The organism is Pseudomonas sp. LBUM1647 (assembly GCF_059716175.1).
Genome location: NZ_CP166809.1, coordinates 210331 through 236391 on the forward strand (window position 1 = coordinate 210331; position 26061 = coordinate 236391).

The 26061-nt window shown below is 59.6% G+C and carries 24 protein-coding genes; 14 read left to right on the forward strand and 10 right to left on the reverse strand.

Annotation, left to right across the window (positions count from 1 at the left end):
• Positions 1-990 carry a sulfate/molybdate ABC transporter ATP-binding protein gene (locus ACA059_RS00920; RefSeq protein WP_497632351.1) on the forward strand — a complete coding sequence of 330 codons (990 nt, stop codon included), beginning with the start codon at positions 1-3 and terminating at the stop codon, positions 988-990.
• 114 nt (positions 991-1104) lie between these two features.
• Here ACA059_RS00920 and ACA059_RS00925 read toward each other — a convergent pair whose 3' ends face one another.
• Entirely contained in the window at positions 1105-1629 is a 525-nt protein-coding gene (locus ACA059_RS00925; RefSeq protein ID WP_497632352.1) for an Mpo1 family 2-hydroxy fatty acid dioxygenase, read from the reverse strand.
• 85 nt (positions 1630-1714) lie between these two features.
• Here ACA059_RS00925 and ACA059_RS00930 point away from each other — a divergent pair, with 85 nt between their 5' ends.
• Both ACA059_RS00930 and ACA059_RS00935 read left to right on the forward strand, forming a co-directional pair.
• Entirely contained in the window at positions 1715-2401 is a 687-nt protein-coding gene (locus ACA059_RS00930; RefSeq protein WP_497632353.1) for a Crp/Fnr family transcriptional regulator, read from the forward strand.
• A 70-nt stretch (positions 2402-2471) separates the two neighbouring features.
• Positions 2472-2837 (forward strand): response regulator, encoded by a 366-nt coding sequence (locus ACA059_RS00935; protein ID WP_223432435.1) that lies wholly within the window; start codon positions 2472-2474, stop codon positions 2835-2837.
• Positions 2838-2993: 156 nt separating this feature from the next.
• On the opposite strand, the gene ACA059_RS00940 is transcribed toward ACA059_RS00935, so the two are convergent.
• Positions 2994-3998: an AraC family transcriptional regulator gene (locus ACA059_RS00940; protein ID WP_497632354.1), complete on the reverse strand. Its 1005-nt coding sequence runs from the start codon at positions 3996-3998 to the stop codon at positions 2994-2996.
• Between the two features lie 100 nt (positions 3999-4098).
• Between ACA059_RS00940 and ACA059_RS00945 the strand changes: the two genes are divergently transcribed.
• From ACA059_RS00945 to ACA059_RS00980, 8 genes are all read left to right on the forward strand, one after another.
• A complete protein-coding gene (locus tag ACA059_RS00945) occupies positions 4099-5172 on the forward strand; it encodes a fatty acid desaturase (protein WP_497632355.1) in 1074 nt (357 codons plus the stop codon).
• 516 nt (positions 5173-5688) lie between these two features.
• Positions 5689-6270: an alpha/beta hydrolase gene (locus tag ACA059_RS00950; protein WP_497632356.1), complete on the forward strand. Its 582-nt coding sequence runs from the start codon at positions 5689-5691 to the stop codon at positions 6268-6270.
• Positions 6271-6345: 75 nt separating this feature from the next.
• Positions 6346-7275, forward strand: coding sequence for a sigma 54-interacting transcriptional regulator (locus tag ACA059_RS00955; RefSeq protein WP_497632357.1), 930 nt, complete (start codon positions 6346-6348; stop codon positions 7273-7275).
• A gap of 264 nt (positions 7276-7539) precedes the next feature.
• The gene (locus tag ACA059_RS00960; protein WP_046052269.1) at positions 7540-8322 is read left to right on the forward strand and encodes a MetQ/NlpA family ABC transporter substrate-binding protein; all 783 of its coding nucleotides are present in this window, start codon (positions 7540-7542) and stop codon (positions 8320-8322) included.
• A 555-nt stretch (positions 8323-8877) separates the two neighbouring features.
• Positions 8878-9543 carry an amino acid ABC transporter permease gene (locus tag ACA059_RS00965; RefSeq protein ID WP_008148239.1) on the forward strand — a complete coding sequence of 222 codons (666 nt, stop codon included), beginning with the start codon at positions 8878-8880 and terminating at the stop codon, positions 9541-9543.
• On the forward strand, positions 9524-10183 hold the full coding sequence (locus tag ACA059_RS00970; protein ID WP_008148241.1) for an amino acid ABC transporter permease: 660 nt from the start codon (positions 9524-9526) through the stop codon (positions 10181-10183). Before ACA059_RS00965 ends, ACA059_RS00970 begins: the two co-directional genes overlap by 20 nt.
• Positions 10180-10962, forward strand: a complete 783-nt coding sequence (locus tag ACA059_RS00975) for an amino acid ABC transporter ATP-binding protein (protein ID WP_497632358.1) — start codon at positions 10180-10182, stop codon at positions 10960-10962. The genes ACA059_RS00970 and ACA059_RS00975 overlap by 4 nt, the downstream gene beginning before the upstream one ends.
• A complete protein-coding gene (locus ACA059_RS00980; RefSeq protein WP_497632359.1) occupies positions 10959-11825 on the forward strand; it encodes a transporter substrate-binding domain-containing protein in 867 nt (288 codons plus the stop codon). Before ACA059_RS00975 ends, ACA059_RS00980 begins: the two co-directional genes overlap by 4 nt.
• 117 nt (positions 11826-11942) lie before the next feature.
• On the opposite strand, the gene ACA059_RS00985 is transcribed toward ACA059_RS00980, so the two are convergent.
• Positions 11943-13103: an AAA family ATPase gene (locus ACA059_RS00985; protein WP_497632360.1), complete on the reverse strand. Its 1161-nt coding sequence runs from the start codon at positions 13101-13103 to the stop codon at positions 11943-11945.
• A gap of 261 nt (positions 13104-13364) precedes the next feature.
• Between ACA059_RS00985 and ACA059_RS00990 the strand changes: the two genes are divergently transcribed.
• The 3 genes from ACA059_RS00990 to ACA059_RS01000 are packed head-to-tail and all read left to right on the forward strand — an operon-like array spanning position 13365 to position 18582.
• Positions 13365-14468, forward strand: a complete 1104-nt coding sequence (locus ACA059_RS00990; RefSeq protein WP_497632361.1) for an efflux RND transporter periplasmic adaptor subunit — start codon at positions 13365-13367, stop codon at positions 14466-14468.
• Positions 14465-15532 carry an efflux RND transporter periplasmic adaptor subunit gene (locus ACA059_RS00995; protein WP_497632362.1) on the forward strand — a complete coding sequence of 356 codons (1068 nt, stop codon included), beginning with the start codon at positions 14465-14467 and terminating at the stop codon, positions 15530-15532. The genes ACA059_RS00990 and ACA059_RS00995 overlap by 4 nt, the downstream gene beginning before the upstream one ends.
• A complete protein-coding gene (locus ACA059_RS01000; RefSeq protein WP_497632363.1) occupies positions 15529-18582 on the forward strand; it encodes an efflux RND transporter permease subunit in 3054 nt (1017 codons plus the stop codon). The genes ACA059_RS00995 and ACA059_RS01000 overlap by 4 nt, the downstream gene beginning before the upstream one ends.
• A gap of 96 nt (positions 18583-18678) precedes the next feature.
• Here ACA059_RS01000 and ACA059_RS01005 read toward each other — a convergent pair whose 3' ends face one another.
• The 7 genes from ACA059_RS01005 to ACA059_RS01035 all read right to left on the reverse strand — a co-directional run bounded on the left by ACA059_RS01005 (position 18679) and on the right by ACA059_RS01035 (position 26037).
• A complete protein-coding gene (locus ACA059_RS01005; RefSeq protein WP_497632364.1) occupies positions 18679-19308 on the reverse strand; it encodes a class I SAM-dependent methyltransferase in 630 nt (209 codons plus the stop codon).
• A gap of 208 nt (positions 19309-19516) precedes the next feature.
• Positions 19517-20161, reverse strand: a complete 645-nt coding sequence (locus tag ACA059_RS01010; protein WP_033058513.1) for a methionine ABC transporter permease — start codon at positions 20159-20161, stop codon at positions 19517-19519.
• Positions 20151-21272 carry a methionine ABC transporter ATP-binding protein gene (locus ACA059_RS01015; protein WP_497632365.1) on the reverse strand — a complete coding sequence of 374 codons (1122 nt, stop codon included), beginning with the start codon at positions 21270-21272 and terminating at the stop codon, positions 20151-20153. Before ACA059_RS01015 ends, ACA059_RS01010 begins: the two co-directional genes overlap by 11 nt.
• Before the next feature lie 2 nt (positions 21273-21274).
• Complete coding sequence (locus ACA059_RS01020) at positions 21275-22084, reverse strand: MetQ/NlpA family ABC transporter substrate-binding protein (RefSeq protein ID WP_497632366.1); 810 nt, start codon at positions 22082-22084, stop codon at positions 21275-21277.
• 128 nt (positions 22085-22212) lie between these two features.
• Positions 22213-23565, reverse strand: coding sequence for an LLM class flavin-dependent oxidoreductase (locus tag ACA059_RS01025; protein WP_497632367.1), 1353 nt, complete (start codon positions 23563-23565; stop codon positions 22213-22215).
• Positions 23565-24758 carry an SfnB family sulfur acquisition oxidoreductase gene (locus ACA059_RS01030; RefSeq protein WP_497632368.1) on the reverse strand — a complete coding sequence of 398 codons (1194 nt, stop codon included), beginning with the start codon at positions 24756-24758 and terminating at the stop codon, positions 23565-23567. The genes ACA059_RS01025 and ACA059_RS01030 overlap by 1 nt, the downstream gene beginning before the upstream one ends.
• Before the next feature lie 37 nt (positions 24759-24795).
• A complete protein-coding gene (locus ACA059_RS01035; protein ID WP_497632369.1) occupies positions 24796-26037 on the reverse strand; it encodes an SfnB family sulfur acquisition oxidoreductase in 1242 nt (413 codons plus the stop codon).
• Between the last annotated feature and the right edge of the window lie 24 nt (positions 26038-26061).

The window sequence follows — 26061 nt, forward strand, 5'->3', positions numbered from 1 at the left end:
ATGTCGATTGAAGTGCGTAACGTCAGCAAGAATTTTCACGCGTTCAAGGCGCTGGACAACATCAGCCTGGACATTCAAAGCGGCGAACTCGTGGCGCTGCTTGGCCCGTCTGGTTGCGGCAAGACCACCCTGCTGCGGATCATCGCCGGTCTGGAAACCCCGGATAAGGGCAACATCGTGTTCCACGGTGAAGACGTCTCCGGTCACGATGTGCGTGATCGCAACGTCGGTTTCGTGTTCCAGCACTACGCGCTGTTCCGCCACATGACCGTGTTCGACAACGTCGCGTTCGGCCTGCGCATGAAGCCGAAAAACCAGCGCCCGAGCGAAAGCCAGATCGCGGTGAAAGTCCACGAGCTGCTGAACATGGTGCAACTGGATTGGCTGTCGGATCGCTACCCGGAACAACTCTCCGGCGGTCAGCGTCAACGTATTGCCTTGGCTCGTGCCTTGGCGGTGGAACCGAAAGTCCTGCTGCTCGACGAACCCTTCGGCGCCCTCGACGCCAAGGTTCGTAAAGAACTGCGTCGCTGGCTGGCGCGGCTGCACGAGGACATCAATCTGACCTCGGTATTCGTGACCCACGACCAGGAAGAAGCGATGGAAGTCGCCGACCGCATCGTGGTGATGAACAAGGGCGTGATCGAGCAGATCGGCTCACCGGGCGACGTCTACGAAAACCCGGCCAGCGATTTCGTTTATCACTTCCTGGGTGACTCGAACCGGTTGCATCTGGGTGAAGACAACCATGTGCTGTTCCGTCCTCACGAAGTGTCGTTGTCGCGTCATGAGCTGGAGGATCACCACGCGGCCGAGGTGCGAGATATTCGTCCGCTGGGCGCGACGACACGGGTGACGCTGAAGGTCGAAGGCCAGAGCGAATTGATCGAAGCCGAAGTGGTGAAAGATCACGACAGCCTGATCGGGTTGGCGAAGGGCGAGACGCTGTTCTTCAAGCCGAAGGTTTGGCAGAAAGTCGCCGACCTCTAAGATCAAAAGATCGCAGCCTGCGGCAGCTCCTACAGTGGATTTGTGTCGATCACGAAATTGTGGTCAACCTAAACCCCGTAGGAGCTGCCGTAGGCTGCGATCTTTTAAAGCGGCCTAAGCCGCCGCGTTTTTCTGACGCAAACGCACGCCACCCACCCGCGCCTCGATCTGCTCTTTCAACTCCCGCCGCGTCCCCAGCAAAAACGCCAACTCAACCACCACGAACAACGGTCCGACAATAAGCCCCGTCACATCATCGACAAACGCCGGTTTGCGTCCTTCGTAGTGATGACCGACAAATTGAATCGCCCAACCCACCACAAACATCCCGATGCCGCTCGCCAACCAGACCAGCGTGCTTTGCTGCGCGAGCACATGACCCAGCCAAACACAAAGGCTCAGCAACACGGTCATCAGCACGCCCAACCGTAGCTCCAATCGCAGATAAAACCATGCCGACGCCAGCGCCAAAAGCACCGCCGGTGACACCCAAACCCCGGCCAGCGACCACTCGGGCCGTGACAGCAGCACCGCAACGGCGACGACGATCAGCGGAATACCGATAAAGTGGGTGGCAATATTGCGCGGGTCACGGTGGTAGGCGGCGTATTGACTGAGATGGTCGACGAGGCTTTTCATTGTTGTTCCTCCTGTTGGGTGATGGATCATGCCCCGGGTCCACATTTTCGCTCTGTCAGGCAGACGACAATCTCCAGGAGTTTTCATGGACATGCAGGTTTGGCGTTCGCGGCTGGATAAAGGGCAGTGGTTCAGCCATTTACCTGTTCCTTTACAGGATAGTCTGCTGGCCGCCGCCAGGGTGCGGCGGTTGTCGCCGGGCCAGCGGCTGTTCAAGCGCGGCGATCCACCGTGCGGGCTGTACGCGGTGCTCGAAGGTTCGGTGCGGATCGGCGCAGTGAGCGAGCAGGGCAAGGAGGCGCTGTTGAGCCTGGTGGAGTCGCCCCACTGGTTCGGCGAAATCTGTCTGTTTGATGGCCAGCCGCGCACTCATGATGCGTTCGGTCTGGGTCATTGCGTCCTGTTGCACATCTCGCAAACCGTGCTGCTGACGTTGCTTGATGAACAGCCGGCGTACTGGCGGCAACTGGCATTGCTGATGAGCCAGAAACTGCGCCTGACCTTCATCAATCTCGAACAACTGAGCCTCATGCCAACCGCCGCTCGACTGGCTCATCGCTTGCTGATGATCGCCGAGGGTTACGGCGAAATCGACCCGCCGCGACGGGTGTTGCAACTGCCCCAGGAACAATTGGCGTCGATGTTGTCGCTGTCGCGCCAGACCACCAACCAGATTCTCAAGGACTTGCAGGGGCAGGGGATTGTGAATCTCAAGTACGGCGAGATCGAGATTCTGGATGCGCAACGATTGCGGATGTTGGCGATTATCTAAAACCCGGCGTTAGTGGTGGGCTTTGGACGCGAAGGCGCCTAGCCTGTGATGACGACAATCGAGGTGTGCCATGCGTGTGCTGTTAGTGGAAGACGAACCGGAGACCGCCAAACTCCTGGCCAAGGGCCTGAGCGAGGCAAGTTACTCAGTCGATGTGGCGGTCAACGGTATGGACGGCCGTCGTTTCATCGAGTCTGGCGAATACGAGCTGATCATCCTCGACGTGATGCTGCCCGGGCTCAATGGATGGCAGTTGCTGCAGCAGATCCGCAAGCTCGGTGATACGCCGGTGCTGTTCCTGACCACCAAAGACGGCATCGAGGATCGCCTGCGCGACCTGGAGTTGCATGAGGATGATTACCTGCTCAAGCCGTTTGCCGTGAGTGAATTGGTGAAGCGAGTGCGCAAGTTGTTGCGGCGGGATCGGGGGCGCTGAGCGTTTCTGTAGTGTCTGGTCTGGCCTCATCGCGAGCAAGCTCGCTCCCACATTTGATCTCCAGCGGATACGAAAATCGGTGAACACCACAGAACCCATGTGGGAGCGAGCTTGCTCGCGATGTGGCCGGACGAAGCAACACACCTCCCGGATCTGTCACCGCAACCCATCCCGAAACTGCCCCGGTGTCATCCCGGTCCAGCGCTTGAACGCGCGGCTGAAGCTGCTCGTGTCCGCAAATCCCAGCAGATAGCTGATCTCGCTCAATGAGCATTGCGGATCGCGTAAATGCAGCAGCGCCAGGTTCTCGCGACTCTCGTTGAGCAGCGTATCGAACCGGCAACCCTCGTCCGCCAAGTGCCGTTGCAGGCTGCGCAAACTCAGGTGCAGGGCCTGGGCGATGTGTTCGGCGCTGGGCTCACCTTCCGGCAATTGCTCCTCAATGGCGTCGCGAACCTTGCGTTCCCAGGTCAGGGGTTTGAGTTGTGCGAGGGTGCGTTTGAGCACGGCTTCGTTGTGCTCGGCCAGTTCCGGGTTGGCGTCGTCCAGGTGGCTGTCGAAGTCCACGACGGCGAATTCCAGTCGGTCTTCATCGGCGGCGAAGTACACCGGTGAGCGGAAGACTTTGTGCCATTGATGCGGGTCTGCCGGTTCCGGGCGGCGCAGGTACACCGCCAGCGGGGCGTAATCGCGGCCCAGTCGATTGCGGCAGGTGCGTACGTAAATCGCCGTGAAGGCGTCGATGGCTTCGAAGGCTGGGGCCGGATTGCCAGGCGGGATTTTCAGGCGGAAGCGGTAGCGGTCCTCGGCGCGGGTCAGTTCCAGCTCCAGGGCATCGCTGACCACCTGGTGATAACGCACGATGCGCTCGAACACTTCTCGCAGACTGCCACTGGCCACCAGCGCATAACCGAGTGCGTGAAACGTGGTGGGGCTGACGAAGCGCGATACCCGCAAACCAATCGCCGGATCGCCGCTGACCTGCACCGCGATTTCCCACAGGCGCGTGGTGCCCGACAACGGGTAACGGGCGTTCGGGTCGTCCATCAATAGCGGGTCGAGCCCCGCCTGTTGGCACAGGGCGGTGCTGTCAAGGCCCAGCGCATCGAGTTGCTTGCGCAGGGCGCGGGTCCAGCTGGCGAGGGAGGTCGGTTCAGTCATGCTGATTGGCGCTTCCGGTCAACAGGTTGGCGTTCACGGCTACCGCTTTGCGAGGGTTCACAAGGCAGGATGCGAACATCAATAACCAGAGGATGGAAGCATGCACGGTACTTCTGCAAGTCCCCAGCGACTGAATGCAGCACAACGATCAGCGCATATTCGCCAAGTGGTGCTGGCCAAGGGGGTCGAACTGCGTCAGCGCTACCCGATTCTCAACCATCAGGACGCCCTGGGCGCGGGCATTCTGGCCTTCGCGCTGGTCGGCATGATTGGCTCGGCGACGCTCTACATGACCGGGCACATGGCGTGGTGGGCATGCCTGTTGCTCAACGCATTTTTTGCCTCGCTGACTCACGAGCTGGAACACGACCTGATTCATAGCATGTACTTCCGCAAACAGCGCGTGCCGCACAACCTGATGATGGGGCTGGTGTGGCTGGCGCGGCCGAGCACGATCAATCCGTGGATTCGCCGGCATCTGCACCTCAATCACCACAAAGTCTCCGGCACAGAATCCGACATGGAAGAGCGCGCCATCACCAACGGCGAACCTTGGGGTTTCGCGCGGCTGTTGATGGTCGGCGACAACGTGATGTCGGCGTTCATCCGTATGCTGCGGGCCAAGACCTGGGCTCACAAGATCAGCATCATCAAGCGCACCCTGAGGGTCTACGCGCCACTCGCGCTGGTGCATTGGGGGGCTTGGTACATGTTTCTCGGCTTTCACGCGGCGAACGGCATCGCTCATCTGTTGGGTACGTCGATCGAATGGTCGGCGACTACTTTGTCGGTGATGCAGGTCATTGATATCGCTGCGGTGGTAATCATCGGCCCGAACGTGTTGCGTACCTTTTGCCTACACTTTGTCAGCTCGAACATGCACTACTACGGTGACGTGGAGCCGGGCAACGTGATCCAGCAGACCCAGGTGCTGAACCCTTGGTGGATGTGGCCGTTGCAGGCGTTCTGCTTCAACTTCGGCAGCAGTCACGGCATCCATCATTTTGTGGTGAAGGAACCGTTTTACATCCGTCAGATGACCGTGCCGGTGGCCCATAAGGTGATGCGCGAGATGGGTGTGCGGTTCAACGATTTCGGGACGTTTGGGCGGGCGAACCGGTTTGTGCGCAAGGAAACAGCAGAGGCGCAGGAGGTTCGCGCCGCTCAGGCTTGATCGATGCGCTCGGAAACTCAACACGGCAAAGGCGCCCGTCATCAATCTGACCCAAAGGGGCGATACGTTATGACTCAAGCAGGATGACTTGGTAGTTGCTGTATCGCTGATTGAAATATGCGTTTTAGATCTAATAAAGTAATTAAATATTCCTTTATTGGATAACCGTTTCAGTCAATCATCGCATCCAGTGCTGTTGTTCGCGCTAGCAGATTTTGAGTTTCCGGGGCCGTCTCCTTGGCAGGGTGCGGTCCCTTTTTTTTGTCCTCCATAAAGTGCCGCACTGCTGAACCCTTGTGGGAGCGGCGGTGCGACGATTCGACTTGCTCGCGAAGGCGCCCTCACATTCAACATTCATGTCGCCTGACACTCCGCATTCGCGAGCAAGCCCGCTCCCACATTGATCGCGGTTAATATTCCATATGGGTCTTAATAAATAGCTTCTTATTCCTTAACGAATATAACTCTCCTCCCTATACTTGCTCGGGAACAGACACGCAGCAGGAGAGCTCCCCCATGCGCAACGAATCAATTCGCTACCTGATTGTGCCGGGCTGGCAAGGATCGCCAGAAGATCATTGGCAAAGCCATTGGCAGAACAGCCTGCCGAACAGCGCGCGGGTGGAGCAGGCCGACTGGCTGACGCCGCGTCGTGAAGACTGGGTCGCGGCACTGGCTGAGGCAATTGCCGCCGACAGCACGCCGGTGATCCTGATCGCCCATAGCCTGGGTTGCATCACTGTCGCGCATTGGGCGGCCACTGCGCCCGTGCAGTTTTTGCGTCAGGTTCGCGGCGCCTTGCTGGTCGCCCCGGCGGACGTCGAGCGTCCGGCCTGCGCACCGGCCCTGCGCAATTTCGCACCGATTCCGACGAGCTTGCTGCCATTCCCGAGTCAGGTTGTCAGCTCCGACAACGACAGCGCCGTGAGCACACCGCGTGCATTGGAACTGGCACGTCACTGGGGCGCCGAGGCGGGGATTTTGTCAGGTGCCGGACACATCAACGTGAAGTCCGGTCACCAACGCTGGGAGCAGGGTTTTGCTTATCTCTATCGCCTGCAAAACCGAATGGAACACCACGCCCTGCGACGTGCTTGAACCTTTTCTTTTTTTTGCTTTTGTTTTTTAAAACAACGCCCCCCGTCTTCCGGCGGTTTAGGGCGGGAGTCTGCCATGAGTTTTGAAGCCTTCGGTCAGCCACTGCTGACTTTTCCCGACGCAGAAAAAAGTCCTCTGAGCATTCGCGCCAAGGCGCTGGTGTTTGTCGATCCGCGTTCGCGTCAGTTACGCCAGGAGCTGGAGCTATTGGCTCCGCGCTCGATCTCAGTGTTGATCCGTGGCGAAACCGGCAGCGGCAAGGAGTTGCTCGCGCGGCACATCCATCGCGCGAGTGATCGTGGCGGGTTGTTCGTCTCGGTCAATTGCGGCGCGATCAGTCCGACCTACGCCGATGCTGAATTGTTCGGTTATGCCGCTGGCAGTTACAGCGGTTCGGCCAGCAGTCGCGCGGGTTGGTTCGGTTCTGCCAACGGCGGGACGCTCTACCTGGATGAGATCGGCGACTTGCCGCTACCGATCCAGATCAAACTGCTTGCGGCGCTGGAAAACCACGAAGTCACGCGTGTCGGCGCTCACCAACCAAGCCCGGTGGACGTGCGCCTGGTGGCGGCTACCAGCATCGACCTGGCCCAAGCGGTGGCCGCTGGAAAATTCCATGAGCGGCTCTATCACTACCTCAGCGAAGGCCAGCTCGAACTGCCGGCCTTGCGTGAACGGGTGGGCGATATTCTTTCGCTGTCCGAATATTTCCTCGGCATCTATAGCCAGCGCCTGGACCTGCCGGTGCCGCTGATCAGCGAAGCCGCGCAGCATTTGTTAGAGCAACACAGTTGGCCGGGCAACACCCGGGAGCTGGAAAACGTCATTCACTTTGCGTTGTTGGTCAGCACCGGCGATGAGATTTTGCCGGAGCATTTGAATCTGCCTGAAGCTTCTGCGTCATTAGTGCAGATCGAGCGGCAAATGAAGCAGGTTCTCACCAGCGGTTCCACCGCAGAGAAAGAAGCCTTGAAACAACTCCTCAATAACACCGCGATTTTGTAGGAGCTGGCGCAGCCTGCGATCTTTTGATCTTGATCTTCGGTGGCTTGAGCATTCGCCAGGATCAAAAGATCGCAGCCTGCGGCAGCTCCTACATTGTTCGTGGGGCTGTATGAACAAAATGGAATATGAAAGTGAATAAAAGATATTGTTCGGGAATAAAAAATCCCGGTATTGTCCGCTTCACGCCAGCGATAGCACTTCACTGGCACTCGTACTAAATAAGCCGTCGTCGATGACGACCGTGATTTTCGATAAGGACACTGCATGAAAAAGGTTCTGTTGTTCACCGCATTGGCGGCTGCCCTGACCGCGGGCCTGGCCCAGGCTGGCGAGAAACTGGTGGTGGCGGCGACCCCGGTTCCGCACGCCGAGATTCTGGAACTGATCAAGCCAACCCTCGCCAAAGAAGGCGTGGATCTGGAAATCAAAGTCTTCACCGACTACGTTCAACCGAACGTACAGGTCGACCAGAAGCGTCTGGACGCCAACTACTTCCAGACCCTGCCGTACTTGAAAAGCTTCAACGAAGGCAAAGGCACCAACCTGGTGACCGTGATCGGCGTGCACGTTGAACCGTTTGGCGGCTACTCGAAGAAAGTCAAAACCCTGGCTGAGCTGAAAGACGGCGCAACCATCGCTATCCCGAACGAAGGCAGCAACAGCGGCCGTGCCCTGATCCTGCTGCAGAAGGCTGGCCTGATCGAGTTGAAAGACCCGAAAAACGCTCTGGCCACCCCGAAAGACATCGCCAAGAACCCGCACAACTTCAAGTTCAAGGAACTGGAATCGGCCATGCTGCCGCGTGTTCTGGACCAGGTCGACCTGGATATGATCAACACCAACTACGCGCTGGAAGCAGGTCTGAACCCGGCTAAAGACGCGCTGGTGATCGAAGGTGCAGATTCGCCTTACGTGAACTTCCTGGTGGCTCGTCCGGACAACAAGGACAGCGTTGCCATCCAGAAGCTGGCCAAGGCCTTGACCAGTCCAGAAGTGAAGGCATTCATCGCGAAGAAGTACAGCGGCGCGGTATTGCCGGCGTTCTGATTCGCGAGGTAAACCCCTTCAAGGTTTCAAACGCCGACGGCTTGTAGAGCGTCGGCGTTTTTTATTGCGCCAAGATCAAAAGATCGCAGCCTCGTTTCACTCGACAGCTCCTACAGGGGAACGCATTCCAATGTAGGAGCTGTCGAGTGAAACGAGGCTGCGATCTTTTGCTTTAAGGTTCAGGCCACCCTGGCCTTCAAAGCCCTGCGCAACGCGACCAACAACTTCACGATGTCCTGCGGATCCAGCCGCTGTGGCACTTTTACGTCAGCCATTTTCTCTTCCTTGTGATGGTTCGGCCGGGGAGTCTGGCCAAAAGCTGTGCATCCTTGGAGGGCTATTCTGAAAAAAAGATCCTTCCTACAGCGCAAAGAAAAATAGTCGTCTTCCGCTGCCACAGCAAATTCGGAGGATAGTTTTTTGCGTGATATCAATATGCTTTAACGGTATTTAAATTCTTCTTTTTATACCTTTAAAGTCGGTGCCTGCCGGGTCGTTATCCACTGCCCATGGACTGCACCACCGTCGCTTTCCCTGCGGCGTCCAGGATGTTCAATGAACTTCGATTACGCATTTATCCTCAGCACCTTGCCGGCGTTTCTCAAAGCCGTGGGCGTGACGCTGCAGGTCGGCTTTATCGCGATTGGTACGTCGTTGCTGGTGGCGCTGATCAACGCGACGATTCTGGTGTTCCGTACGCCTTACTTGCAGCGCCTGGTCGGGCTGTACGTGGAACTGGCGCGCAATACACCGCTGCTCATTCAACTGTTCTTCGTCTACTTCGCCTTGCCGGCGTTGGGCATCAAGGTCTCGGGCTTTGCGGCGGCGATCATCACCATGACCTTCCTCGGCGGCGCCTACCTCACCGAAGTGCTGCGTGCCGGCGTCGACGCGGTGCCTCAGGCGCAGCTCGAGTCCGGCCGCTCCATCGGCCTGTCCCACGGACAATTGCTGCGCTACGTGATCCTGCCGCAAGCCGGCATCCTCAGCCTGCCGTCGCTGTTCGCCAATTTCATTTTCCTGCTCAAGGAGACCACCGTGGTCTCGGCAGTGGCGGTACCGGAGATTCTCTACACCACCAAAAGCTACATCGCGCTCTACTACAAAACCTACGAGATGCTCGCCGTGCTGACGCTGATTTGCGTGCTGCTGTTTCTACCGCTGTCGCTATTGCTCAGCCGTCTGGAAAGGAGGCTCCAGCATGGCCAGTTCGGGTCTTGAGTTGCTGTGGGTGTCGTTGCCGCAACTGGGCAAGGGCGCCGCGCAAACCCTGTCGATCTCTTTCCTGAGCATCGCCATCAGCACTGCTGGCGGGGTGCTCTACGGTGTGCTGCGCACGCTGAATTCGAAATGGCTGAACGCAATTCTGCGCGTTTATCTGGAACTGTTCAGGGCGATCCCGGTGCTGGTCTGGCTGTATTTGCTGTTCTTCGGTCTGCCGATTTTCTTCGGCCTGAGCATTCCGAGCTTCTGGTGCGCGGTACTGGTGCTGTCGCTGTGGGGCGCCAGCGAAGTCGGCGAAGTGGTGCGCGGCGCGTTGCATTCGTTGCCGCGCGGTCAGCGTGAGGCAGGGTTGTCGATTGGTCTGGACGGCCCGCAACTCTACGGTTACGTGCTGCTGCCACAAGCGCTGAAGCGCATGACGCCGCCGACCATCAACGTCTACACGCGAATCATCAAAACCAGCTCCCTGGCGGTGCTGATCGGAGTGGTGGACGTGATCAAGGTCGGCCAGCAGATCATCGAGCGCACCTACGAATCGGTGCTGATCTACGGCGCACTGTTCCTGTTTTTCTTTTTTATCTGCTACCCGCTCTCGGCCGCCTCGCGCGTGCTGGAGCGGCGCTGGACGCAAGCATGAGCGCATTGATCGAGTTCAAGGGTTTCAACAAGTTTTTCGGCGAGCAGCAGGTGCTCAACGGCATCGACCTGCAAGTGAAGTCAGGCGAAGTGATCGTCATCCTCGGCCCCAGCGGCTGCGGTAAAAGCACCTTACTGCGTTGCCTCAACGGTCTTGAAGTCGCCCACAGCGGCAGCTTGAGTTTTTCCGGTCGCGAGTTGCTGGACAAGGGCACCGACTGGCGCGAAGTGCGGCAGCAGATCGGCATGGTGTTCCAGAGTTATCACCTGTTCCCGCACATGAGTGTGCTCGACAACCTGCTACTCGGCCCGGTCAAAGTGCAGAAACGCGACCGTCGCGAGGCCCGTGCCCAGGCCGAAGCGTTGCTTGAGCGCGTGGGCCTTTCGGACAAGCGCGATGCGTTCCCGCGTCAGCTCTCCGGTGGCCAGCAGCAACGCATCGCCATCGTCCGTTCGCTGTGCATGAACCCGAAAGTCATGTTGTTCGATGAAGTCACCGCTGCCCTCGACCCGGAAATGGTCAAGGAAGTGTTGGAAGTGATTCAGGGCCTGGCCCGCGAGGGCATGACCCTGTTGATCGTCACCCACGAAATGGCCTTTGCCCGCGCCGTGGCTGACCGCATTGTGTTCATGGATGCCGGGCGAATCCTTGAGCAAAACCCTCCCGAGATTTTCTTTACGAACCCGCAAACCGCACGAGCGCAGCAGTTCCTAGAGAAGTTCTCCTACGTCGCCGCACTACCCAAAACGACTCAAACAAAGGAACTGGAACTGCTATGAAAACTGCCAAGTCTTCCCTGCTGCTACTCCCGCTGCTCGGCCTCGCGTTGCTGGCCGGTTGCAACAAAACTGAAGAACCCACCAAACCAGCGGTCACCAATGCCAGTTACCTGGAAAAAATCAAAGCACGGGACAAGTTGATCGTCGGTGTCTTCACCGATAAACCGCCGTTTGGTTTCGTCAATGAAGCCGGGCGTTACGTCGGTTTCGATACCGACATCGGCCGTCAATTCGCCAAAGACCTGCTGGGCGATGAGAACAAGGTCGAGTTCGTCGCGGTAGAACCGGCGAGCCGGATTCCGTTCCTGCAAAGCGACAAGGTCGATTTGATTCTGGCCAACATGACCGTTACCCCGGAGCGTAAGGAAGCGGTGGAATTCACCAACCCGAACCTCAAAGTTGCCGTGCAGGCGCTGGTGCCGCAGGCCAGTTTGGTGAAAAACCTTGATGATCTGGCGACTCGCACCACCATCGTCACCACCGGCACTACGGCCGATATCTGGCTGACCAAGAACCATCCGGACTGGAAGCTTCTGAAGTTCGAGAAAAACTCCGAATCTCTGCAAGCGCTGGCCAATGGGCGCGGCGATGCGTATGCGCAGGACAATCTGGTGCTGTTCAGCTGGGCGAAACAGAACCCTGGCTACCGCGTGCTGACCCAGACGTTGGGCGCTGAAGCACCGATTGCGCCGGCGGTGAAGAAGGGCAATATCGAACTGCGCGATTGGGTGAATGCCGAGTTGGCGAAGCTGGGTGAAGAGAAGTTTTTGCTCAAACTTTATGACCAATATGTGCGTAAAGAACTGAGCGATGACACCAAGCCTGAGAGCGTGATTGTCGAGGGTGGGAAGTGGCAGGGGTGATTCTTCAATCTTTGCGGTGATCTTTCGGCCACCTTCGCGAGCAGGCTCGCTCCCACAGGAGTTAGGTGATCCCTGTGGGAGCGAGCCTGCTCGCGAAAGCGGTTTGTCAGACGCTGATTAATCTGGCCAATACCAAGCCGGCTCATCCAGCATCCGCTGCCCGACAATCCCGGTCTGGCCCAGGTTCTTCTCCAGCACAATGCAATTGCACTCCGGATCCTCCTGCAACGCCGAAATCAACCGCCGTGCATGAGAAACCACCCACACCTGACACTGCTCCGACGCCCGGATAATCAATCGTGCCAACGCCGGCAACAGGTCCGGGTGCAGACTGGTTTCCGGCTCGTTCAGCACCATCAGCGTCGGCGGCCTGGGCGTTAGCAGCGCTGCGACCAGCAGCAAATAGCGCAACGTTCCGTCCGACAACTCGGCCGCCGACAATGGCCTCAACAATCCTTCCTGGTAAAACTCGATCGCAAACCGACCACCCTGAAGCGGCGCGATGTTCAATCGCGCACCAGGGAAGGCGTCGCTGACGGCGGCTTGCAAGGCCTCGGGATCGCCGATTTCGCGGATCGTCTGCAACGCGGCCGCCAGATCCCGACCGTCGTGATGCAGCACCGGCGTGCGGGTGCCCAATTGCGGTTGGCGCACCGGCGCGTCGGCGTCGCTGCGAAAGTGATCATAGAACCGCCAGCGGCGAATGAACTCACGCAACTGCAGGACTTCCGGCGAGGTGCGAAAGCTGCCGACCTGATCGAACAGGCTGTCGAAATTCGGCGTGTGTTGGGCCAGCACCTCCCAGCCGCGACCGGCCCGGGCTCGGATCATCGGGCCGTTTCGATCCACCAGCAGACTGGCCGGGCGATAGAACGGCCCGGACCAGATGCATTCCTTTTTGATTTCCGGGTCCAGAGAAAACTCGGAAAGGCTCGGCTCCGGCAGACCCAGCGCGATCGAGTAGCTGAAATCTTCCCCGGCAAATCCCAGGCGCAGACGCTTGGCGCTGTGCCGAACGGTCGCCTCGATCGGGACTTCGCCATTACGCATCCGCCGGCTGATGTTTTCCGGCCCGGCCCAGAAGGTCGAATCCAGCCCACCCTCACGGGCCAATGCATTGACCACGCCGCCCTGAGCGGTTTCCGCCAGCAGGCGCAACGCGCGGTAGAGGTTGGATTTACCGCTGCCGTTGGGGCCGGTGATCAGGTTCAACCGGCCCAGCGGAATCACCAATTTATTGATCGAGCGGTAATTGGCCACCGCGAGGGTTTTGAGCATAAAGGACGTTCTATGTGGCCCCGAAAAGGCATCAGGATAACCGCGTTGGCGAATTTACATTGTAGGAGCTGCCGAAGGCTGCGATCTTTTGACTTTGGCGGTCGTGATGTCGCCGGAAGATCAAAAGATCGTCCGAACGCGGCCCGAGCCTTCGGCAGCTCCTACAGGGAAATGGTTATCTGCGCGGGCGAAGGTGGAACCCTGTTCTAAGCTCACAGTCGTATCGCCATTGGCACGTTCGTGCAACGCAAAGGAGTCTGCATGGTGGGTCCCGGATTGAAAACAGTGGTTGGCCTGAGCCTCCTTGTCCTGCTGAGCGCCTGTGGCGATAAAAAACCGGTCGAAAAGAACCGTCCGCGGGTATTCGTGCAAGAGGTAAAACCTGCGGATTACGCGGCGACGGTGACCCTGACCGGTGATGTTCAGGCGCGGGTCCAGACCGACCTGTCGTTCCGCGTTGCCGGCAAGATCATCCAGCGTACAGTCGATGTCGGTGATCGTGTTACGGCCAAACAGGTTCTGGCAAAACTCGATCCCAAGGACCTGCAAACCAGCGTCGACTCGGCTCAGGCGCAGGTTGTTGCCGAACAGGCCCGAGTCAAACAGACCGCCGCCGCTTTCGTTCGCCAGCAAAAACTCCTGCCCAAGGGCTACACCAGCCAGAGCGAGTTCGATTCCGCCCAAGCTGCATTGCGCAGCAGCCAAAGCGCTCTGACGGCGGCCCAGGCGCAACTGGCCAATGCCCGTGAACAACTGAGCTACACCGCGCTGGTCGCCGATGCGCCGGGGGTGATTACCGCGCGCCAGGCCGAGGTCGGCCAAGTGGTGCAGGCCACCGTGCCGATTTTCAGCCTGGCCCGGGACGGTGAGCGCGACGCAGTGTTCAACGTCTACGAATCGCTGCTGAAAGAGCCACCAGAGGATAAAACGGTGGTCGTCAGCCTGCTCGACAACCCCGCGATCAAAACCACCGGCACCGTTCGGGAAATCACCCCGGCCGTCTCCGCGCAGACCGGCACGGTGCAGGTCAAAGTTACTCTCAACGGACTACCGGAAGGCATGCAGCTCGGTTCGGTGGTGAGTGCCACGGCCAAGACGCCAGGCAAATCGGCGGTCGAATTGCCCTGGTCAGCGCTGACGAAAAATCTCAGCGACCCGGCCGTGTGGCTGGTGGACGGCGAGGGCAAGGCACAGCTGCACACGGTCACTGTCGGTCGCTACCTGACCGGCAAAGTGATCATCAGCGCCGGCCTGAAGGGTGGCGAAAAAGTCGTCATCGCCGGCGGCCAGTTGCTGCACCCCGGCGTGAAGGTGGAAATTGCCGAAAACACCTACAAGGATTTAGCCGCGGGAGCCCAGCCATGAAGCGTCTGTTACTGGTATGCGCCGGTGTGATGCTGGTGGCCTGCTCGAAAAAGGAACCGCCGCCGGAGCCTGTGCGTCCGGTGCTGTCCATCAAGGTCCAGTCCCTGGACGAAGAAAGCCTGGGCCGCTTCGCCGGCAGCATCCAGGCCCGGTATGAAAGCAATGTCGGCTTCCGGGTGCCGGGGCGTATTGCCAGCCGTAATGTCGACGTCGGTGCCGAAGTCGAGAAGGGCGCGTTGCTCGCCACGCTCGACCCCACCGATCAGCAGAACCAGTTGCGTTCCGCTCAGGGTGATCTGGCCAGCGTCCAGGCGCAACTCATCAACGCTCAGGCCAACGCCCGGCGTCAGCAAGAGTTGTTCGATCGCGGCGTGGGCGCCCAGGCGCAACTCGACGTCGCACAGACCGACCTCAAAACCACCCAGGCCTCCCTCGATCAAGCGAAGGCTGCGGTCGATCAGGCCAAGGACCAGCTCAACTACGTCGAACTGCGCGCCGATCACAAAGCCATCGTCACCGCGTGGAACGCCGAAGCCGGGCAAGTCGTCAGCGCCGGCCAGCAAGTGGTGACCCTGGCGCAGCCGGACATCAAGGAAGCCGTAATCGATCTGCCGGATACTTTGGTCGACCAGTTGCCGGAAGACGTGGTGTTCCAGGTTGCTGTCCAACTTGACCCGAGCATCACCACCACAGCCATCGTTCGCGAAATCGAACCCCAGGCGCAAAGCGCGACCCGCACCCGTCGCGCCCGCCTGACACTGACCGACACGCCACCGGGGTTTCGCCTGGGCACGGCGATCAGCGTGACCCTCAGCTCCGCGATCAAACCGCGTATCGAACTGCCCCTGACCGCGCTACAGGAAGTCGATGGCAAACCGCGGATCTGGGTCATCGACCCGCAGACCCAAACCGTTTCCCCGCGAGACATCAGCCTGATCAGCCGCACTGACTCAACGATGGTCCTGGCCAACGGCGTGAAGTCCGGCGAGCGCGTGGTCAGTGCCGGCGTGAACAGCCTGAAACCGGGGCAGAAAGTAAAAATCGATGAGGACAGCCCGCAATGAAAGGGATTTTCAACTTATCCGAATGGGCCCTCAAGCATCAGTCGTTTGTCTGGTATTTGATGTTCATCGCACTGCTGATGGGCGTGTTCTCGTACCTGAACCTGGGCCGCGAGGAAGACCCGTCGTTCACCATCAAAACCATGGTGATCCAGACCCGGTGGCCGGGCGCGACCCAGGAAGAAACCCTCAAGCAGGTCACTGACCGGATCGAGAAAAAACTCGAAGAGCTCGACTCCCTCGACTATGTGAAAAGCTACACTCGCCCCGGCGAGTCGACGGTCTTCGTGAACTTGCGTGATACCACCAGCGCCAAGGACATTCCGGAAATCTGGTATCAGGTGCGCAAGAAGATCAACGACATTCGCGGCGACTTCCCCCAAGGCCTGCAAGGGCCGGGATTCAACGATGAATTCGGTGACGTGTTCGGCTCGGTGTACGCCTTTACTGCAGACGGTTTGTCGATGCGCCAATTGCGCGATTACGTCGAGCAGGTCCGCGCCGAGATCCGCGAAGTGCCCGGGCTGGGCAAGGTCGAGATGGTCGGTGAGCAGGATGAAGTCCTCTACCTGAACTTCTCCACTCGCAAACTGGCAGCGCTGGGCATCGATCAGCGCCAGGTGGTGCAGAGCCTGCAATCGCAGAACGCGGTGACCCCGGCCGGTGTGATCGAGGCCGGTCCCGAGCGGATTTCCGTGCGGACTTCGGGGCAGTTTGCCTCCGAGAAGGACCTGGAAAACGTCAACCTGCGACTCAACGATCGTTTCTACCGCTTGGCCGACGTCGCCGAGATCAGCCGTGGCTATGTCGATCCGGCGACGCCGGAATTCCGCTTTAACGGCCACCCTGCTATCGGCCTCGCCATTGCGATGAAGAAGGGCGGCAACATTCAGGTGTTCGGCAAGGCGTTGCACCAGCGCATGACCGACCTGACTGCCGACCTGCCGGTGGGCGTCGGTGTGCACAACGTTTCCGATCAGGCCGAAGTGGTGGAAAAAGCCGTCGGTGGCTTTACCAGCGCACTGTTCGAAGCGGTGGTGATCGTGCTGATCGTCAGCTTCATCAGCCTCGGCGTGCGCGCCGGGCTGGTGGTGGCGTGCTCGATTCCGCTGGTGCTGGCGATGGTCTTCGTCTTCATGGAGTACAGCGGCATCACCATGCAGCGGATTTCCCTCGGCGCGCTGATCATTGCGCTCGGGCTGCTGGTGGATGACGCGATGATCACCGTCGAGATGATGGTCACGCGCCTGGAAATGGGCGAGACCAAGGAGCAAGCGGCCACGTTTGCTTACACCTCGACCGCGTTCCCGATGCTCACCGGTACGTTGGTGACGGTGGCCGGTTTCGTGCCCATCGGCCTCAATGCCAGCTCGGCCGGCGAGTACACCTTCACGCTGTTCGCGGTGATCGCGGTGGCCATGATCGTGTCGTGGATAGTCGCGGTTCTGTTCGCCCCGGTGATCGGCGTGCACATCCTCAGCACCAACGTGAAACCTCACGCCGCAGAACCGGGGCGCATCGGTCGGGCGTTCAATTACGGCATGCTTTGGGCCATGCGCAATCGCTGGTGGGCGATCGGCATCACCCTCTTGCTGTTCGTGGCGTCGGTGTTTTCCATGCAGTTCGTGCAGAACCAGTTCTTCCCGTCCTCGGACCGCCCGGAAATCCTCGTCGACCTGAACCTGCCGCAAAACGCCTCGATTGCCGAAACCCGCAAGGCGGTGGACAAGCTCGAGGCGACGCTCAAGGACGACCCGGACATCGTGCGCTGGAGCACCTACATTGGCGAAGGTGCGATCCGTTTCTACCTGCCGCTCGACCAGCAATTGCAGAACCCGTACTACGCGCAATTGGTCATCGTCAGCAAAGGGTTGGAATCGCGTAACGCGCTTAGCCAGCGCTTGCGCGAGCGGCTGCGCAAAGACTTCGTCGGTATTGGCAGCTACGTCCAGGCGCTGGAAATGGGCCCGCCGGTAGGGCGGCCGATTCAGTACCGGGTCAGCGGCAAGGACATCGATCAGGTGCGCAAGCACGCCATCGCCCTGGCCACCGAGCTGGATAAAAATTCGCACATTGGCGAGATCATTTATGACTGGAACGAACCGGGCAAAGTCCTGCGCATCGACATCGCGCAGGATAAGGCACGGCAATTGGGGCTGTCGTCGGAAGACGTGGCCAACCTGATGAACAGCATCGTGGTCGGTGCGCCGGTGACTCAGGTCGATGACGATATCTACCTGATCAACGTGGTGGGTCGCGCGGAAGACGCCGAACGCGGCACCCCGGAAACCCTGCAGAATTTGCAGATCGTCACGCCGGGCGGCACGTCGATTCCGCTGCTGGCGTTCGCCACCGTGCGCTATGAACTTGAGCAACCGCTGGTCTGGCGCCGCGACCGCAAACCGACCATCACCATCAAGGCGGCGGTGCGCGACGAAATTCAGCCGACCGATCTGGTGAAACAACTCCAACCCGACATCGACAAATTCGCCGCCAGTTTGCCGGTGGGTTACAAGGTCGCCACCGGCGGCACCGTCGAGGAAAGCGGCAAGGCCCAGGGGCCGATTGCCAAGGTCGTGCCGTTGATGCTGTTTTTGATGGCGACCTTCCTGATGATCCAGTTGCACAGCGTGCAGAAGCTGTTCCTGGTGGCCAGCGTCGCGCCGCTCGGGCTGATCGGCGTGGTGCTGGCGCTGATCCCGACAGGCACGCCGATGGGCTTCGTTGCGATCCTGGGGATTCTTGCGCTGATCGGCATCATCATCCGCAACTCGGTGATTCTGGTGACGCAGATCGACGCCCTGGAGAAGGACGGTCATGCACCGTGGGATGCGGTGGTGCAAGCCACGGAGCATCGTCGCCGACCGATTCTGTTAACGGCAGCGGCGGCGAGCCTGGGGATGATCCCGATCGCCCGGGAAGTGTTCTGGGGGCCCATGGCCTACGCGATGATTGGCGGGATAATTATTGCGACGTTGCTGACGCTGCTGTTTTTGCCGGCGCTGTACGTGGCCTGGTACAAGATTCGCGAGCCGAAGAAAGAGTCTGCGTGATCAAAGGCAAAAGATCGCAGCCTGCGGCAGCTCCTACAGGGTGTACGTCATCCCAATGTAGGAGCTGCCGCAGGCTGCGATCTTTTGATCTTCACCTTAGTCGGCGCGCCGCCAAACACTCGCCAACCAAGGCTGCTGCTCCCGCGGCAGCCCCGCTGGCCGGTAGTAATGCTCCAACTCCACAAACCCCGCCACCGTCAGCAATTGCTGCCACGTCTCAAGATCGTGATACGCCCCATAACGCGGCCCATTCCACCCCTCCTGATTCTCGCCACGCGGATTGGAACTGAACAACACCCCGCCCGGCTTCAAAGCCCCGCGCAATTCCTTCAATACCCGAGGCAATTCCTGACGCGGAATATGAAACAGAACTGCATTGGCGAAGATCCCGTCAAAGCGCTCGGCCGGCAAATCCAGCTTCAGAAAATCTTGCTGCCAGACCTCACAACCACTGTCTTCCCGCGCCATTTGCGCAAACTTCTCCGAGCCATCAAGCCCGACAGCGGTATGGCCCATGCGCGTGAAGGTTTGCAAATCACGACCTGGCCCACAGCCAAAATCCAGGATGTCGAACGGCGCCTCATCCTGAATATGTCGCAGCAGCGCAGCAATGTTCTGGCTGACATCGTGATCGCGAGTCCCTTCGCGAAAACTTTCAGCCACCGAGTTGTAATGACCCAGGGTGGTGGAGGTGATCTGCTCGAGGTCGGTGGGGGTCTGTTTCATGGTGGGCTGCGCAGGCAATTGGGATTTGCCGAATATACGCCATGAGGCAGAAGGCTGCTGCGCAGCCATCGCGAGCAAGCTCGCTCCCACACTGGACCGGCAGTGAACAAAAGATTTGTGTACAACGCGATCTTTGTGGGAGCGAGCCGGCTCCGGGCGGCGTTCCGACGAAAGCGGTATCACTGACAACCAATAACTTCAGCCAGGCTCAACGCTTATTGAGACCCCGAGCCAACCGATCCCCGCCCAATTGAATCGCCGCCACCAACACCACCAGCAACACAATCACCGTCAACATGATCTGGCTATCAAACCGCTGATACCCGTACCGATAAGCGATGTCGCCCAACCCGCCGGCACCAATCGCCCCCGCCATGGCCGATGAGTTGATCATGGTCACCAGGGTGATGGTAAAACCGCCGACAATCCCCGGCAGCGCCTCGGGCAACAACACATGCCAGACGATATGCCAGCGCCGGCAACCCATCGCCTGCGCCGCTTCGATCAACCCGTGATCAACCTCACGCAAACTGACTTCGGCAATGCGCGCAAAGAACGGTGTAGCGGCGATGGTCAGCGGCACCACGGCCGCCCAAACGCCGTACGTGGTGCCGACGATCAGCCGGGTGAACGGAATCAGCGCCACCATCAAAATCAGAAACGGAATCGAGCGGAACAGGTTCACGAACGCGCCCAACGCACGGTTCAGCGCCGGCGCTTCATAGATCCCGCCCTTGGAACTGGTGACCAGGATCACCGCCAGCGGAATGCCCGCCAGCAGCGCGATCAATGACGACACGCCGACCATCAGGAAGGTGTCGATGAAGCCTTGCAGCAAGCGATCAAACCACATAACCCAGCACCTCCACCTGTTGCGCCCAGTTGCCGGCGCGTTGACGCAATTCCTCTGCTCCGAGGGACGAACCGGTCACCGCCAACAGCAATTGCCCGAGGGCATGGCCCTGAATCCGTTCCACGCCACCTTGCAGCAAGCGCACGCGACCGCCGAGGGCGGCGAACAGTGCGGCCAGATCCGGTTCATCACTCGCGCTGCCGGTGAACTGCAAACGCAGCACAACAGCGGCGTCCGAGGACTGTGGGTGTGCCTGCAAGCGGCTTTGCAATTCTTCCGGCAAACCGTGTTGCAACGGCGCCAGCAAGGTTTTGCTGACCTCGTGCTGGGGGTTGCCAAAGACTTCCCAGACCGGCCCTTGTTCGACGATTCGCCCGTGTTCCAGTACGACGACCCGATCACAGATATCGCGGATCACCGCCATCTCGTGGGTGATCAGCACGATGGTCAGGCCCAGGCGCTGATTGATCTCGCGCAGCAGGCCGAGGATTGATTGCGTGGTTTCCGGGTCCAGTGCCGAAGTGGCTTCGTCGCACAGCAGTATCGCCGGGTCATGCACCAAGGCGCGGGCGATGCCGACGCGCTGTTTCTGCCCGCCGGAAAGTTGCGCCGGGTAGGCCTTGTGTTTCTCTTGCAGGCCCACCAGTTCCAGCAATTCCCGGACTTTCTGCTCGCGTTTTTCCTTCGGCACACCGGCGACTTTCAGCGGCAACTCGACGTTCTGCCAAACCGTCTTGGCCGACATCAGGTTGAAGTGCTGGAAGATCATGCCGATGCGCCGACGCAGCGCCACCAGGCGGTCTTCATCGAACTCGCCGATGTCGACCTGATCGATCAGCACGCGCCCCGTGCTCGGTTGTTCCAAGCGGTTGATCGTGCGGATCAACGACGATTTGCCGGCGCCGCTGCGACCGATGATGCCGAACACCTCGCCGCGCTGGATCGCCAGGTCGATGCCGTACAGAGCGGCGACCGGACCTTGCTGGCCGTTGTAGGTTTTGCCCAGACCGATGAAGCGCACGTGAGCACGGTTGAGCGCTGGATGCAGTTCGGTCTGTTCGATTTTGTGGGGCTCTGGAATTTCCAGTCGCAGTTGAGTGGCTGCCGTCATACTCAGCTTTCCCAGCCAGCTTGGTAGAGCTTGCCATGGGCCTTATCCAGCGCTGCACGAACGGCCGGCGAATGCTGGTAGATGTCGACGAATTTGATCAGGCGCGGGTCGGTTTTGCTTTTCGGCTGGATCACGAACTGGATCACGTATTCCTTGTGATCGAGGCCGTCGAACAGCAGGGCGGAGCCGGCATCGAAGGTCTTCGACAAGCGAATGTAGGCTGGGTAACCCTGGACCAGATCGGCGTCGTCATAGGCGCGTACCAGTTGCACGGCTTCGACCTGAAGGATTTTGATTTTCTTCGGGTTGGCGATGATGTCTTCTTCGGTGGCTTTGTAGCCAACACCCGGTTTGAGCGTGATCAGCCCGGCCTTGGCCAACAGTTGCAGACCTCGACCGCTGTTGATCGGGTCGTTGGCGATCGCCACGCTGGCGCCTTCCGGCAGCTCGTCGAAGCTTTTGTATTTCTTCGAGTAGAGGCCGACGTTGTTGATGATCCCCGGTGCGAACGGCACCAGGTCAAAACCGGCGGCGGCCTTGGCGTTTTCCAGGAACGGGACGTGCTGGAAGTAGTTCACATCGATGTCGCCGGCAGCGAGGCTGACGTTGGGGGCGATCCAGTCGCTGAACTCCACCAGGTCGACTTGCAGGCCTTGTTTCTTGGCTTCTTCGACGGCGGCTTCCAGGGGAATGGCGAAGGCTGCAGTGGTGCCGACCTTCAGCGGCGCGTCGGCGGCAAAGGTGACGGAGCTGAAAAGGCCGAGGGCCAGGGCCAGTGCTTTGACTGGGTGAGAGAGAAGTTTCTTGGTCATGGTGGTTATTCCAGTCAGTGCATAGTTGTGTGGTGTTTGGTCGGGCCTCATCGCGAGCAAGCTCGCTCCCACATTGGATCTCGGGTGTTCACACAATCCCTGTGGGAGCGAGCCTGCTCGCGAAGCTTTTAGCGTCGGTAGGCCGAGCCGGTGTGTTGCTCAGGCAAATGCGCTTCGCCGTGAAACAGTTTTTCTCGCAGGCTGCCGCTGTCGTAAGCGGTCTTGTACGACCCTCGGCGTTGCAACTCCGGAATCACCCAATCGATGAAATCCACATAGCTCTCTGGCGTGACTATTCGCGTCAGGTTGAAGCCATCCAGCCCGGTTTCCGTGATCCACGATTCCAGCTCATCGGCGACTTGCTCAGGCGAACCCACCACGGTGATGTAGCGACCACCGAGGGCGTGCTGCTCCAGCAATTTGCGTCGGGTCCAGTCGTTGTTTTGCAGATTTTTGGTGGCGGACTGGATCGCGTTGCTCTTCACGTACTGGATCGGTTCGTCGATTTCGTACTCGGAAAAATCGATCCCGGTGGAGGCCGAGAAATGCGCCACGCCGGCCTCCGCGCTGGCGTAGCTCAAGTACTCGGCGTGCTTGGCCCAGGCTGCCTCTTCGGTTTCGCCGACAATCACGTTCAGCCCCATGAACACCTTGATGTCCTCAGGATTGCGCCCGGCCTCGACGGCACTGGCGCGCACCTTGTCCACTTGAATTTTGGTCGACGGTTTGTTCTGGCCGCTGATGAACACGCACTCGGCATGTCGCCCGGCGAACAGCAAACCGCGATCCGAACTGCCGGCCTGGAACAGCACCGGTGTGCGCTGCGGCGAGGGTTCACAGAGGTGATAACCTTCGACCTGATAGAACTCGCCCTTGTGCTCGACCTTGTGCACTTTCTCGGGCTGCGCGTAGATCCGCTGCTGCGGATCGTTAAGCACCGCGCCGTTTTCCCAACTGCCTTCCCAGAGTTTGTAGAGCACTTGCAGGTATTCATCGGCCTGGTCGTAACGACGGTCGTGTTCGACCTGTTCGCGCAAACCCATGGCCTTGGCGGCGCTGTCGAGGTAGCCGGTGACGATGTTCCAGCCGACCCGGCCACGGCTCAGGTGATCGAGCGTGGACATGCGTCGGGCGAACAGATATGGCGGTTCGTACGTCAGGTTGGCGGTGAGGCCGAAGCCAAGGTTTTTGGTGACCGCGGCCATGGCCGAAACCAGCAGCAGCGGGTCATTGACCGGAAGTTGGATCGACTCTTTGAGCGGTACGTCTACCGAGTTTTGATAGACGTCGTACACGCCGACGATGTCAGCGATGAACAGGCCGTCGAACAGTCCTCGCTCCAGTAACTGGGCTAGCTCGGTCCAGTATTCAATCGTCTTGTACTGAGTGGAGTTGTCCCGTGGATGCGTCCACAGACCATGGTTGATGTGCCCGATGCAGTTCATGTTGAACGCGTTGAGCAAAATCTTTTTCTTTGCCATCAGATGGTCCCCCGCAGTGGCGGGTTTTCATCGTTGAGGTAGTAATTGCCGACCGCGTGATACTTCCAGCGCACCGGGTCGTGCAGCGTGTGCACCCGAGCGTTGCGCCAGTGGCGATCCAGACCATGTTCGATCAGGGTTGCCTGGCTGCCGGCCAGTTCAAACAGCGTGCTGCCAGCGGCGAGGGAAATCTCGGTGCTGATGGCGCGAGCTTCGGCGACGGCAATCGACGCGGCGGCGACGGTCTCGGCGTTGGTGTCGGCCTGAGCCTTGTCGAGGAATTCGCCAGAGCGTTCCAGCAAGGCTTCGGCGGCGTGCAAACGAATGCTCAAGTGGCCGAAGCTCTTGATGGTCAGCGGGTCTTCGGTGGCTTTGTCGTTGCCGGAATCGATCCACGGCCGGGTCTTGGTGCGCACGAAATGCAGCGCATCTTCATAGGCGGCGCGGGCGATACCGGTGTCGATAGCGGCATGAAGAATCTGCGCCAGCGGGCCGACGGTGGTCGGGCGCTCGAACGCGCTCTGAAACGGGATCACGTCTTCGGCGGCGACGTAGACATCTTCAAACACCACCGAACCGCTGCCGGTGGTGCGCTGGCCGAAACCGCTCCAGTCGTCAATTACCGTTAGACCCTTGGCATTTCGAGGGACGAAAGCGAGTTGCTGAACGCCGTGTTCATCCACGACCGACGTCGGAATGCGCTGGGCATAAATAGCGCCCGTGGCGTAGAACTTGCGGCCGTTGATGCGATAACCGTCACCTTCGCGGGTCAGGCTGGTGACCCGGTCATGGGCGGTTTTGGTGCCCAGTTCCGCGAGGGCATTGCCGAATCGTTGGCCGGCCAGCACTTCTGCGTACAGGCGTTTTTTCTGCTCTTCGCTGCCGTTCACATGCAGTACTTCAAGGGCGTAAAAATGGTTCTGGGGAATTTGCCCGAGCGAGCCGTCAGCCTGGGCGATCAGCGCGATCACCTTGGCCAGGGTGACGTTGGAAACCCCGGCGCCGCCGTATTCTTTTGGCACGCTGATGCCCCAAAGACCCGAGCGGGAAAACACTTCCAGTTCCGGGTGTGGCAAACGGCGTTCGCGATCGCGCAGGGCGCTGTCGCGTTTGAAATCTTCGGCCAGGTCACTGGCGACGATCAGGGCTTGCTCATCGCTGGTTATGACCGCGACGTGGTGAGAAAGAGTCATGTGTTTCTCCAGAGATCTGGTCAAAGTGTTCTGGTCGTTAGATCCAGGAGTGCCGTGCGGGCAGCGTGCCGTTCAGGTGATAGGTGCCAACGGCGTGATATTTCCAGCGCACAGGGTCGTGCAGCGTGTGCACGCGGGCGTTGCGCCAATGGCGGTCGAGGTTGAATTCGGCGAGGGTGGCGCGGCTGCCGGCCAGTTCGAAAAGCTTTTCGCTGGCCAGCAGCGAGATCTCGGTGGTCAGCACTTTGGCTTCGGCCACGGCAATCGAAGCGCGGGCGGCGGACTCGGCGGTGAGCGGCGCGGCGTTGACCTGATCGAGCACTTGTCCGGCCTTGCGCAGCAGCGCTTCGGCGGCGTGCAGTTCGATTTTCAGTTTGCCGATGTCGGCGATCACATAGAGATCGTCGCTGGCCCGTTCGACCTTGGCGTCGATCCACGGCCGTGCACGGGTTTTCACGAATTCGATGGCGTCGTCGATGGCGCCCCGGGCGATGCCGGCGTCAATGGCCGCTTGAATCAGCTGCGAGACGGCACCCTGAATGTTCGGGCTGTCATTGATCTTCCAGTTATCCACCACCAGCTCGGCGTCGACCTGCACGTTGTTGAGCAAAATGGTGCCGCTGGCGGTGGTGCGTTGGCCGAAGCCCGACCAGTCATCCACGATGCGCAGGCCCGGTGTACCGCGGCGGACGAAGGCCAGAACCTGCTTGCCATCGTCGTTCAGCGCCTTGACGGCGACCCAGTGGGCGAACAGGGCGCCGGTGGAATAGAACTTCTGCCCGTTGAGGACGAAGCCGTCGCCGCTGGCGGTGATTCGCGCCTTGAGTTCAAGGGTGTTTTTGGTGCCGCGCTCAGGTCCCGCGTTACCGATCCGCCAGCCGTCGAGCACGCTTTTGAACAGCTGCTTTTTTTGCGATTCAGTGGCGCTGCCGAGCACCAGGTTGAGAATGCCGAACTGGTTCTGCGGGATCTGTCCCAGTGCCGGGTCGGCCGCGGATATGATCGCGAAGACTTCGGCCAAAGTGACGAACGAAACCTGCGGGCCGCCGTACTCACGCGGGATAGAAATGCTGCCCAGGCCGCTGCGGGTGAACTGTTCGATTTCCGACCACGGCAGCTTGCGCTGCTGGTCGCGTTTGGCTGCTTGCAAACGGGCGACTTGCGCCAGCTCATGGGCGGCCTTGATGGCTTGTGCGTCGTTACGCAAGACCTGCGCGGGCAACAACAACGGGGCGATGTCCAGATCACTCTGGACGATTGCATCTGCCAGACTGGACATCAGTGCCGCTCCTTGGCTGCACGC